Origin of the sequence: Pseudomonas sp. GX19020 (assembly GCF_023371075.1) — a bacterium.
Taxonomy (GTDB): Bacteria; Pseudomonadota; Alphaproteobacteria; order Rhodobacterales; family Rhodobacteraceae; genus Pseudogemmobacter.
In genome coordinates this window covers 1-12372 of sequence record NZ_JAMCCR010000020.1, presented here as the reverse complement: position 1 = coordinate 12372, position 12372 = coordinate 1, and the positions used below count along the sequence as shown (strand labels likewise).

Below are 12372 nucleotides of genomic sequence, written 5' to 3'. Positions count from 1 at the left end.
AAGGGATGACTGTACCAGGCTAGCTCTGCCGGGCCGGCATCGGCAAGAATGGAAAACCCGGCCCAGGGATCGGGGGCCGGGCTGCGTTACAAGATGTCCCGGGGCATTGGCGTGATCCCCGGGGCGCCCGGGCCCGACCGGGCTCAGGCCGGAAAGCCACGACACAGCGCCAGAACAAGATCCGACATTTCGGCATCAAGCTGTGCGCGCGGCACGGCGATGAACCTGTCCTGCAAGGCAAGTTGCACCGCCCCCTGGACCGCACCGAAAAAGGTCCGCACCCGGATCATCAGTGCCTCCTGGCCAAGCGCGGGGAAGACCTGCGACAGCGGCAGCGCGATCAGTGCCATCAGCGCCTCCTGCTCTGTGCGCATCCAGTCGGGCAGGGGCTTTTCGGGCGCAAGCTGGAATTCAAACAGCGCGGCCCATTCTTTCGGCCGGTCCGAGGCAAAGGCGATATAGGCCCGCGTCTGCGCCTGGAGCCGTTCCACCGGTGGCGCATCGGCCCCGACAGGTTCCAGCGCGGCACGCAAATCCGCCAGCGTCCGGGTATTGGCCCGCATCACCAGCTCATCAAGATCGCCAAAAGCCGTGTACAGCGCCCCGAGCGCGCAGCCGGCCTCGGCAGTGATCTCGCGCGCCTTCAGATGTGCAAGGCCGCGCGTCGCGATCTGGGCGGAGGTCACTGTGATCAGCCGCTCGCGCAGGTCTTCTTTGCGTGCCTCGCGATTGCTTGCCATGTCGCGCTCCGAATTGTTGTGAACATCGTTCATTTTATTCTTGAACGTCGTTCATGTTTGTGGCTCATGCGAGCCGTGAACGATGTTCATATCACGGAGGCGGAGATGTTCAAGACCCTGAGACGCCTGAGCCGCTGCCGCAGCTTTGATCTGACCCGGGATATCAGCGATGCGAGGGCGCTTGCGGACCTGCGCCAGCAAATCAGCGACTGCGCGGTGGCGGTGCAATCGGCGCAGCGCGCGCTGGCACTGGTGACGGCCCGATCGGCTCGTGATAAGCAGATGCTGATGCGGATCGACGCACGGATCGACGATCTGGAGACCCGCTGCCTCGGTGCGCTGGCGATCGACCGCGATGACCTCGCGGGCGAGGGCGCAGCCGCCATTGCCAGGCTGGAGAGTGACCGCAAGGCGACACGGGCGGGGCTAGACTCAGATCAGAGCGAGATTGCCGGCCTGCGTCGCCACCTCGCCGAGGTCGAACAGCGGCTGCGTGAGCTGGACTGCGGCAGGAAAATCGCGACAGGGGCTGAAGACCAGGGCCCGCGGGGGGAGATGGCGACCGACGTGACCGCAGCCATCACCGAGGCCGAGGCGAGGCTGGCCCGGCTGCAGGAGCGCCAGCAGATCATCGAGGTCAGCGAAACCTCTCTTGCCGCGCTGACCAGCTGCCAGAGCGCCGAGGCCATATGTGCCCGCATGGCCGCCGCCGGCTGCGGCCCGGCGCTGGAAACCGACGCGGCGGCCGTGCTCGCCCGTCTCAGATCCCGCCAGAACTGATCGCATTTCCCGGGAGATCCAACAGTGAGCACTCCCGATGACGGAACAGCCGATCCGCCGTTCGCAGTCCCTCACCATGTTCGGCCAGGCCAGCTTTATGGTGGCCGCCACGACGACGCTGCTCGGCTCCACCCTCGGGGTGACCAGAGCCCTGAACGAAAGGGAAGACGCCGAGCGCGTCTGTAACATGCCGGAGGATGCCCCGTCGGGGCAGCCCGCTCGCGGAAGTTTCGCGCGGTATCCGCATGTGAGAGGCGCATGACATGGCCCCCAGGTCTGCGATCCGGATTGGGGCGCAATGAAAACGGCGCGGCAGAGTTCTCTGCCGCGCCGTTTCACGCATTTAGCTGAAAAGGGATCAGCCCTTTTTCAGCACCCGGTTGCCCAGGGTCTCGGCGATCTGCACCGCGTTCAGTGCCGCACCTTTGCGCAGGTTGTCCGAGACACACCACAGCGTAAGGCCGTTATCGACGGTCGGGTCCTGACGGACGCGGCTGATATAGGTGGCATATTCGCCCACCGATTCGATCGGCGTGATATAGCCACCGGGCTCACGCTTATCGATCAGCATGATGCCCGGCGCCTCGCGCAGGATGTCCTGGGCTTCCTGCCAGTCGAGCGGCTCTTCAAACTCGATATTGATCGCTTCCGAATGGCCGACAAACACCGGCACCCGCACGCAGGTTGCGTTGAGTTTGATCTTCGGATCGAGGATCTTCTTGGTTTCGGCGACCATCTTCCACTCTTCTTTGGTGGAACCATCGTCGAGGAAGACGTCGATATGCGGGATCACGTTGAAGGCGATCTGCTTGGTGAATTTCTTCGGCGGCACTTCATGGACCGGGTTATAGACCGCTTTGGTCTGCTCCCAGAGCTCATCCATGCCTTCTTTGCCTGCGCCCGACACGGACTGATAGGTCGAGACGATCACCCGTTTGATCTTCGCGCGGTCATGCAGCGGTTTCAGGGCCACAACCATCTGCGCGGTCGAGCAGTTCGGGTTCGCGATGATGTTCTTCTTCGCATAGCCCATGATCGCATCGGCATTCACTTCCGGCACGATCAGCGGCACGTCAGGGTCATAGCGGTAGAGCGATGAGTTATCGATCACCACGCAGCCGGCGGCAGCCGCTTTCGGTGCGTAGATTTTCGTCGCATCCGAGCCAACGGCAAACAGCGCCATGTCCCAGCCGGTGAAATCGAAAGTGTCGAGATCCTTGGTCTTCAGGGTCTTGTCGCCAAAGCTGACTTCAGTGCCCAGCGACTTTCTCGATGCCAGAACGGCAATCTCGTCCACCGGGAACTCGCGTTCAGCGAGGATGTTCAGCATTTCGCGGCCCACGTTGCCCGTGGCTCCCACGACGACGACCTTATAGCCCATCGGGGTTCTCCTGTTACCCTGACCCTGCAAGTCGCGCAGGGTAAGCCCGTCCCGGATCATCCGGGAACGAGGCCCCTTATCTGATCGCAGCCAGGTGGTAAAGCGCGTTTGGCGACGGGGACATATCTCATGGCATTGTCAGCGCCTGTGTTCCGGCCGGGGAAGCCTCCGGCGGGGATATTTAAGGACAGATGAAAAGCCTTTGCTGATTTCATCTGTCTCTAAATATCCCGGGGGAGGGCGGCGCAGCCGCGAGGGGGCAGAGCCCCCTCTGCCCGGGTTCAACGGGTACCGCTCAGGCCGGTTGCGCCAGCGGTTGGCGTTCACGGATTGGCAGATGCACCAGGGCGGAAAACGCACCCACGCCCACACCGATCCACCAGACCAGGGTATAGTCGCCATGAAGGTCATACATCTTGCCCCCGAGCCAGACGCCGAGGAAGCCGCCGATCTGATGCGACAGGAACACAAAACCATAAAGCGTTCCCATATAGCGCAGCCCCCACAGATGCGCGACCAGTCCCGAGGTCAGCGGCACCGTGGCCAGCCAGAGCGAGCCCATCACCGCCGAGAAGATCAGGACCGAGGCCGGGGTGATCGGCAGCAGGAAAAACACCGCGGCAGCAATGGTGCGCAGCACATAGATGCCGCACAGAAGGTATTTCTTCGTATAGCGCTTGCCCAGCCAGCCCGCAAAAATGGTGCCGGCGATATTGAAGAACCCGATCACCGCAATCGAGACCGCTCCGAGCGCAGAGGTTGTCGTGATCCCGATCATCGCAAGAAATCCGCCGGGATCAATCGCGCCGCAGAAATCGGTGACAAAGGCCGGAAAATGCGCGGTGATAAAGGCCAGCTGATAGCCGCAGGAAAAGAAGCCAAGGAAAATCAGCGTGTAGGATGGGTCTTTGAAGGCGCGGCGCAGGACCTCGCCGAGGCTTTCTTCCAGCTCGGCCTTTGAGGCGACATGTTCAGACCGGATGAACGGCAGCGCGAACAGTGACAGCAGCACCACGCCGGCAAAGATCACGAAAACCCATTGCCAGGAATAATACTGCATGAGGAACTCGGCCATTGGCGCTCCGAAGACCTGGCCCGCCGACCCCGCCGCCGTGCCGATCCCGAGCGCCATCGAGCGGTTTTCGGGGGCGGCGGCGCGGCCGACGATTGCGAGGATCACGCCAAAGCCGGTGCCTGCGATCCCGAAGCCGATGATCACTGCCAGCATCTGATGTTGCCAGGGCTGGGTGGCCATCGCCGTCAGCACAAGACCAAGCGCATAAAGCAGGGCACCGCCGATGATCGCCCTGCGATCCCCGAATTTCTCGGCCAGCGCGCCGAAGATCGGCTGACCGATCCCCCAGGCGAGGTTCTGGATCGCGATGGCCAGGCTGAACTCGCTGCGCGCCCAGTGGAATTCGGTCGCGACCGGGATCTGGAAGACGCCGAACGAGGCGCGGATCGCGAAGCCGATCATCAGGATGACCGAACCCGCGATCAGAACGGGGGTCATCAGCGGGGCTTTGGTGGCGGCGGTCATCTGTGACATCGGGTATTCCTTCTCGCGTCGCGGCACCCTGCGCCGGGCCCCGGGTGGCGTCAAATGCTGAATTGTGATGCATACAAGCGCCCGTGTTCCGGCGCGTGTCAGCCTTACCGGACCTGCCCTCTTGCCCCCGCGACCGGGCGGCGCGAATGTGAGCGCAAACGGGGGGCTGCGACGGAGGCGCGGGCATGCCGGAATGTGCGCGGATGCCGGCTGTTCCTATCATGCAGCGGGTGGGGGCCCGCTTTGGGAACGAAGCTGCCGCCATAGGTGCTTTTGCAGCCGGCATGTCCGTGCGGCGGCCCGCGCCATGGCAGGGGGTTAGTCGCGGCAGGGTTTGAGACGTTTCAGGATATAGTGGGTTCAGTGAGGAGGCGGGCGTGAGCAATGCGGCGGGGGACTGGTGGAAGGGCGCGGTGACCTATCAGGTCTATCCGCGCAGCTTTCAGGATTCGAATGGCGACGGGGTCGGAGACCTGCCAGGCATCACCGCGCGGCTGCCATATCTGGCGGGGCTCGGGGTGGATGTGGTCTGGCTCTCGCCGGTGTTTCGAAGCCCGATGAAGGATATGGGCTATGACGTGTCAGACTATATCGATATCGACCCGGTTTTCGGGACGCTCGCCGATTTCGACACGCTGATCGCCACGGCGCATGACCTCGGGCTGAAGGTCATCATTGACCAGGTGATCAGCCATTCGTCAGATCAGCACCCGTTTTTCACAGAAAGCCGCGCCTCGCGCGATAATCCGCGCGCCGACTGGTATGTCTGGGTGGACCCCGACCATGACGGCACGCCGCCGACGAACTGGCTTTCGGTCTTTGGCGGTCCGGGCTGGACCTGGGATGGCCGCCGCCGCCAGTTCTATATGCATAACTTCCTGACATCGCAGCCCGATTTCAACTACCACAACCCGGAGGTGCAGGACTGGGCGCTCTCGGTTCTGCGCTTCTGGCTGGAGCGCGGCGTGGATGGCTTCCGCTTTGATACCGTGAACTACTATTTCCACGACCGGAAGCTGCGCGACAATCCGGCCGACTGGCGTGACCTCGCTGATCCGCCCGACAATCCCTATGACATGCAGGATCACCTGTTCGACAAGAACCGGCCCGAGAACCTGGCCTGGCTTGGCCGGATCCGGGCGCTGCTGGATGAATATGGCGCGGCGAGTGTGGGCGAGGTCGGCGACACCCATCGCGCGATACAGATGATGGGTGACTATACCGCGCCGGGGCGTCTGCATCGGTGCTATAGTTTCGAGATGTTCGGGCGGAACTTCACCCCCGGCTATTTCCGCGACCGGATCGAGGCTTTCTTCAATGGCGCGCCCCAGGGCTGGCCGATGTGGGCCTTTGCCAATCATGATGTGCCGCGCCAGGTGACGCGCTGGCTGCCTTATGCGGTCGACCAGGACAGCCTTGCGAAACTGGCGGGCGCGTTGTTGCTGTCATTCGAGGGTTCGATCTGCCTGTGGGAAGGCGAGGAGCTTGGCCAGACCGATACCGAACTCAGTTTCGAGGAGCTGACCGATCCGCAGGGCATTGCCTTCTGGCCGGCGCCGGTCGGGCGCGACAATACCCGCACACCGATGGTCTGGGATGCGAGCGCCAATGGCGGGTTTACCACCGGCACGCCATGGCTGCCGGTGAAAGCGCCGCAGCTGGCGAGGAATGTCGCCGCACAGGAGGGCGCCCAGGGCTCCGTCCTGGAAAGCTACCGCGCGATGCTGGCCTTCCGTCGCGCCGAAGCCGGGCTGCGCGCGGGCAAGACCACTTTCCTGACTGCGCCCGATCCGGTGCTGGCCTTCCTGCGCGGCGATCTTCTGTGCCTCTTTAATCTTGGCAGGGAGGCGGTCCGGCTGCGTCTTGACGGAGAGGGGCATCAGACCGGCCCGTCGCAGGGTCTTGGTCTGACGCCCGGTATCCTGCGGCTGGACGGCAATGGCTTTGGCTTTCTGCGCATCACCGGCGGGCCTCCGGGGCTGAGCTGAGGCGCAGGCTGACCGGAGGGGGCGGCTGAGTGGCACAATCCTGCCTGGAGAACGGGCGTTTTGTCCATCGTTGTGCCCTTTGCAAACCTGCCCTGCATTCGCGCATAGACTGGCCCATGGACAGCCGCCCGCCGTTATCGCAAACAACGCTAAAAGGCCGACCGGCAGATTCCGGTTTCTCATTTCATATCAGGTGCCCCATGTCCCCGCCGCTCAGTGGCTCTTCCGCGCCCGGCCGCTCTTCCGATTATAGCTGGGCGATCCTTGCGCTCGCCCTTGGCGCTTTCGCCATAGGCACGTCTGAATTCGCCTCGATGGGGCTTTTGCCCTGGTATGCGAAAGACCTTGGTGTACCGGAGGCCGAGGCCAGCAAAGTCGTCGCGGCCTATGCGTTCGGCGTGGTCATAGGCGCTCCTCTGACCTCGTTTCTGGGCGCAAGACTGCCCCGGCGGCGCTACCTGGCCGGGCTGATTGCGGCTTACGGTGTCCTGAACCTGCTGGCGGCGGTGCTGCCTGGCTTTTCGACGCTGCTGGTGACGCGCTTCCTTGCCGGGATGCCGCATGGTGGTTTCCTTGGCGTGGCGATGCTTTTTGCCGCCGATGCGCTGCCGCGCGAGCAGCGGGCAAAGGGTGTCACCCAGGTCATGCTGGGTCTGACGGTCGCAAATATCGTTGGCGTGCCTTTCGCGGCGCTTTTGGGCCAGGGTCTTGGCTGGCGGTTCGGCTTTGCACTGCCAGGCGTGCTCGCGCTGATTTCAGCGGTGCTGATCCTGAAACTCGCACCACGGGTCGGCGTTGACCCCAATGCGCGCCCGATGGATGAGCTGCGGGCTTTGTTCAACCCCTCGGTCCTTCTGACACTTGCGGTGGGGCTGATCGGCTGCGGCGGGCTTTTCGCGGTCTATTCCTTCCTCTCGGCGGCGATGCTGGCGACCGCGAACCCGCCGGACTGGGGCGTGACGCTGATGCTGGCCACGTTTGGTGTGGGGATCACGCTGGGCTCGATCCTGGCGGCCCGGCTGACAATCCGGCTTGGCACTATGAAAGCGGCGCTGTTCCTGCTGATCTTCATGATCCTGGCGCAGGGCTATGCGTCTTACGCGGTGGGAGACTGGGTGCAGATGACCCTGTCCGCCTTCCTGATCGGGCTGAGCTCGGGCGTTTTTGTGCCGCTGCAGACCAGGCTGATGGATGTTGCGGGCAAGGCGCAGAGCATGGCGGCGGCAATGAACCACGCGGCTTTTAACGCGGCGAACGCGCTTGGGCCGCTGGCCGCCGGCTTCGCGCTGCATTGGGGCTATCGGTCCTCGGGGGTTGTGGCGATCGGTTTTTCGGTGGCCGGGATCGCGATGCTGGGCATCCTTGCCCATTACGCAAAGACCCATGAGGCGCCACAGGCGAAATAGAACGCAAAATGAAAAAGGCGGGTGAGAGGATCACCCGCCTTTTTTGTTGATGTCTGGCCGCAGATTACTCCGGCAGGATCCGCACCGCGCCCTTATCGGCCGAAGATGCAAAGGCGGCATAGGCCTTGAGCGCGGTGGTCACGTTGCGCTTTCTCGGCTGTGCCGGTTTCCAGCCCAGACGGTCCTGTTCCACGCGCCGTGCCGCCAGTTCGGCCTCGGGGACCGCGAGCGTGATCGTGCGGTTCGGGATGTCGATCTCGATCAGATCGCCGTCCTTCACCAGGCCGATGGTGCCACCGGCGGCCGCTTCGGGGCTGGCATGGCCGATGGAAAGGCCCGAAGTGCCGCCCGAGAACCGCCCGTCGGTGATCAGCGCACAGACTTTGCCGAGGCCCCGCGATTTCAGGTAAGAGGTCGGGTAGAGCATTTCCTGCATCCCCGGCCCGCCTTTCGGCCCCTCATAGCGGATCACCACGACATCCCCGGCCTTAACGCCCTTGTTCAGGATGCCTTTGACCGCCGCATCCTGGCTTTCGAATACCACGGCGGGGCCCGAGAACTTCAGGATCGACTCGTCGACGCCTGCGGTCTTCACGATACAGCCGTCCAGCGCGATATTGCCCTTCAGGACCGCAAGGCCGCCCTCTTTCGAGAAAGCATGTTCGACCGAGCGGATCACGCCCTTTTCGCGGTCGGTATCCAGGCTGGGCCAGAGCGAGCTTTGCGAGAACGCAACCTGCGTCGGCACCCCGCCGGGGGCTGCGAGATACAATTCCCGCGCCTCGGGGTTGTTCGTCACCGCGATATCCCAGGCGGCAAGCGCCTCGCCCATGGTTTCGGAATGGACGGTCGGGCAGTCGCGATTGATCAGCCCGGCGCGGTCGAGTTCGCCCAGAAGCGACATGATGCCGCCGGCGCGGTGGACATCTTCCATATGCACGCCCGCCACGTTCGGCGCGACCTTGCTCAGGCAGGGGACTTTGCGCGACAGCGCGTCGATCTCATCCATCCCGAAATCGACGCCGCCTTCCCGGGCAATGGCCAGAAGGTGCAGCACGGTATTGGTCGAGCCGCCCATCGCGATATCGAGCGCCATCGCATTGTCAAAGGCTGCGCGGCTGGCGATGGTGCGGGGCAGCACATTCGCGTCATCCTGCTCGTACCAGCGCTTTGCCAGTTCGACGATCATCCGCCCCGATTTCAGGAAGAGCCCCTTGCGGAAGGCATGTGTCGCCAGCGTCGAGCCATTCCCCGGCAGCGCAAGACCAAGTGCCTCGGCCAGGCAGTTCATCGAATTGGCGGTGAACATCCCCGAACACGAGCCACAGGTCGGGCAGGCCGCTTTCTCGATCGCATCCACATCTGCGTCTGACATTTTGTCATCCGCCGCGGCCACCATCGCGTCAACGAGATCAAGCTTGACCTCGCGCCCGTCGCCGAGCGTGACCTTGCCGGCCTCCATCGGCCCACCCGAGACGAAGATCGCCGGGATGTTCAGCCGCATCGCAGCCATCAGCATGCCGGGGGTGATCTTGTCGCAGTTCGAGATGCAGACCATGGCATCGGCGCAATGCGCGTTCACCATATATTCAACCGAATCCGCGATGATCTCGCGCGAGGGGAGCGAGTAAAGCATCCCGTCATGGCCCATCGCGATCCCGTCATCGACGGCGATGGTGTTGAACTCTTTCGCGACACCGCCCGCCGCCTCGACCTCACGCGCGACCATCTGGCCGAGGTCTTTGAGATGGACGTGACCGGGCACGAATTGGGTAAAGGAATTTACAATCGCGATAATCGGCTTGCCGAAATCGCTGTCCTTCATCCCCGTGGCGCGCCAGAGCCCGCGGGCCCCGGCCATATTGCGGCCATGCGTGGTGGTTCTGGAACGATAGGCTGGCATCTGGCTGTCGTCTTTCGCCTGGGAGTTTCCCGCCGCACCTCCTCCGGGCGACGGTCTGGCAGGAAGCCGGGTTTGGGGTTTCCCCACTGAATTAACGTAAGCGGGGCGCGGATTAAAGGGCTGTTACAGGTTTGCGGCTTCACGACCGGGGCAATGGTTGGCCAGGCTGCGCCCGCGTGCTAGTCCGGGGTCAGGCAGAGGTCAAAGCGGAGGCAAGGGTGACCACGGGGCTGGCTCAGGCAGACCTGATTGCGGTGCTTGCCGCAGTGACCGGGGACGCGCCCCGGGTGATGACGGTTGCCGCCGGCGAGGCGCTGCCCTCTGGCCCGTTCACTTCGTCGCATCGCAGCCTGCAGGCGGGGCTCAGGGACTGGATCGAAAGCCAGACGGGGCATCCGGTGGGCTTTCTGGAACAGCTTTACACCTTCGCTGACCGTGACCGGGGGGAAGACGCGGATCTGCGGCGGATATCGATCTCCTATCTCGGTCTTGTGCGCGAACAGGCGGCACCCGGGGCCGGGCGGCCAGAATGGCATGGCTGGTATGAGTATCTCCCCTGGGAGGATCACCGCAGCGGTTTGCCCGAGGGCTGGCAGCGCATGATTGCGGCCCTGAACCTCTGGGCGGCCAGCGATCCCGGGCGCGTGCAGCGGATCTCCCATGCTTTCGGCCTTGATGGTCAGGCCTGGAACGAGGATCTGGTTCTGTCACGCTATGAGCTGCTCTATGAGGCCGGGCTGGTTGGCGAAGCCAGTGACCAGATCGGAACTGGGCTGGCAGGCGCGGGGCGGGCCATGCAGGGAGATCATCGCCGCATTCTGGCGACAGGGATCGCGCGGCTCAGGGCAAAGATCAAATACCGCCCCGTGGCCTTTGAACTTATGCCAGAGAGTTTCACGTTTCTGCAATTGCAGCGCCTGGTTGAGGCACTGATCGGCCTCAGGCTGCATAAATCGAATTTTCGCCGGCAGATCGACCAGCAGGAACTGATTGAGGAAACCGGCGAGACCACGACCGAATCCCGTGGCCGGCCTGCCATGTTGTTCCGCTATCGCCCGGCAGTGCTTGAGGCACGCGCGCTCGCCGGCACCAGGCTGCCGGTCAGCCGGGGCTGAGCCTTTCGCGAAATCCGCCACAGACGGAATTGACATAAACTCACAGCGAGTATATTTCGCTCCCGCCTACATATGCTCATAGTGAGTATATTTTATCAGACACCCCGGAAAATGGGGGGCAGGGAAGGGATGACGATGACCGCTATTGCAGTCGATACGGTGCTGGAGAGGGCGGGGACCGGCAGGTTCCAGCGTCGGCTTCTGGGGGTCTTTGGCCTCGTCTGGACGGCGGATGCGATGCAGGTGCTGGCGGTAGGTTTTACCGTCGCCTCCATCGCGGCCAGCTTCGGAATGGAGGTGCCGCAGGCCCTGCAGACCGGCACGCTGTTTTTCCTTGGCATGCTGATAGGCGCCTCGGTTTTCGGGCGGCTCGCGGATCGTTTCGGGCGCCGCAAGATCCTCCTGATCACAGTCGCGATGGATGCGGTTTTCGGCATCGCCTCGGCCTTTGCCCCGGATTTCACCACGCTGCTGGTCCTGCGTTTCCTGACCGGCCTTGCGGTCGGTGGCACGCTGCCGGTGGATTACGCGATGATGGCCGAATTCCTGCCGCCGTCGCGCCGCGGCCGCTGGCTGGTGATGCTGGAAGGTTTCTGGGCGGTGGGGACGGTGATCGTCGCGCTGACCGCCTGGGCGGCGAGCAGCTGGGGCGGGATCGAGACCTGGCGCGTGATCTTTTTCGTGACCGGCGTGCCGGCGGTGATCGGCATCTTCCTGCGCTTCTGGATCCCGGAAAGCCCGCTGCACCTTCTGCGCGAAGGCCGCGAGGCCGAGGCAAAAGCCGTTCTCGACCAGATGCTTGTCATGAACGGAAAGGAAACGACCGGCGCCGCACGGGTTGAACTGCCCCGGGCCACAGGCGCAACCGGGATCTTCTCGCCGGTGCTGATCCGGCGCACCATCCCGATGCTGGCGGTCTGGTTCCTCGTCTCGATGAGCTATTACGGTGTCTTCACCTGGATGCCGGCGCGGCTTGCGAATGAGGGCTTCGGCTTTGTACGCGGCTATGGTTTCCTCGTCGTACTGGCCCTGGCGCAGATCCCTGGCTATGCGCTGGCGGCCTGGGGGGTTGAGGCCTGGGGGCGGCGGAAAACACTGATAGGATTCCTGATCCTGAGCGCGGCGGCTTGCCTTTTGTTCACGCTCTCGACCGGGCCGGTGCTGATCGCGACCGCGCTGATGGTGATGAGTTTTGCGCTTTTGGGCACCTGGGGCGCGCTTTATGCCTTCACGCCAGAGCTTTATCCGACCGCGAGCCGTGCAACCGGCATGGGGGCGGCCGGGGCGATGGCACGGCTGGGCGGGTTGCTGACGCCTTCGGTTCTGGTGCATCTCTTCATCCAGGACACGGCGATGGCGATCGGGCTGTTTTCGGGCCTGCTGGCGCTGGCGGCGCTGCTGGCCTGGACGATTGATGCCGAAACAAAGCAGGCCGCGCTGAACTGACCGATTTGCAACAGAAAACGCCGCCCGGAGATCATTCCGGGCGGCGTTTCTTTCACTTATCCGA

9 protein-coding genes are annotated in these 12372 nt (G+C 63.4%); 5 read left to right on the top strand and 4 right to left on the bottom strand.

Annotated elements, in window-relative coordinates; genetic code table 11:
- Positions 1 to 143 precede the first annotated feature (143 nt).
- Positions 144 to 740: a TetR/AcrR family transcriptional regulator gene (locus M3484_RS21070; protein ID WP_092898752.1), complete on the bottom strand. Its 597-nt coding sequence runs from the start codon at positions 738 to 740 to the stop codon at positions 144 to 146.
- 105 nt (positions 741 to 845) lie between these two features.
- On the opposite strand from M3484_RS21070, the gene M3484_RS21065 reads away from it, so the two are divergent.
- Positions 846 to 1520 (top strand): PspA/IM30 family protein, encoded by a 675-nt coding sequence (locus M3484_RS21065; RefSeq protein WP_171909521.1) that lies wholly within the window; start codon positions 846 to 848, stop codon positions 1518 to 1520.
- Between the two features lie 358 nt (positions 1521 to 1878).
- Here the strand turns inward: M3484_RS21065 and M3484_RS21060 are convergent, their stop codons facing one another.
- The gene (locus tag M3484_RS21060; RefSeq protein ID WP_249499111.1) at positions 1879 to 2901 is read right to left on the bottom strand and encodes an aspartate-semialdehyde dehydrogenase; all 1023 of its coding nucleotides are present in this window, start codon (positions 2899 to 2901) and stop codon (positions 1879 to 1881) included.
- Positions 2902 to 3196: 295 nt separating this feature from the next.
- Complete coding sequence (locus M3484_RS21055; RefSeq protein ID WP_249499110.1) at positions 3197 to 4450, bottom strand: MFS transporter; 1254 nt, start codon at positions 4448 to 4450, stop codon at positions 3197 to 3199.
- 377 nt (positions 4451 to 4827) lie between these two features.
- On the opposite strand from M3484_RS21055, the gene M3484_RS21050 reads away from it, so the two are divergent.
- Positions 4828 to 6438 carry an alpha-amylase family glycosyl hydrolase gene (locus M3484_RS21050; protein ID WP_249499109.1) on the top strand — a complete coding sequence of 537 codons (1611 nt, stop codon included), beginning with the start codon at positions 4828 to 4830 and terminating at the stop codon, positions 6436 to 6438.
- A gap of 200 nt (positions 6439 to 6638) precedes the next feature.
- Positions 6639 to 7844, top strand: a complete 1206-nt coding sequence (locus tag M3484_RS21045) for an MFS transporter (protein ID WP_249499108.1) — start codon at positions 6639 to 6641, stop codon at positions 7842 to 7844.
- Between the two features lie 64 nt (positions 7845 to 7908).
- Here M3484_RS21045 and ilvD read toward each other — a convergent pair whose 3' ends face one another.
- On the bottom strand, positions 7909 to 9747 hold the full coding sequence (ilvD, locus tag M3484_RS21040) for a dihydroxy-acid dehydratase (protein WP_249499107.1): 1839 nt from the start codon (positions 9745 to 9747) through the stop codon (positions 7909 to 7911).
- 218 nt (positions 9748 to 9965) lie between these two features.
- Here ilvD and M3484_RS23850 point away from each other — a divergent pair, with 218 nt between their 5' ends.
- On the top strand, positions 9966 to 10862 hold the full coding sequence (locus M3484_RS23850; RefSeq protein ID WP_249499106.1) for an NUDIX hydrolase: 897 nt from the start codon (positions 9966 to 9968) through the stop codon (positions 10860 to 10862).
- 135 nt (positions 10863 to 10997) lie between these two features.
- A complete protein-coding gene (locus M3484_RS21030) occupies positions 10998 to 12308 on the top strand; it encodes an MFS transporter (protein WP_249499105.1) in 1311 nt (436 codons plus the stop codon).
- Positions 12309 to 12372 lie beyond the last annotated feature (64 nt).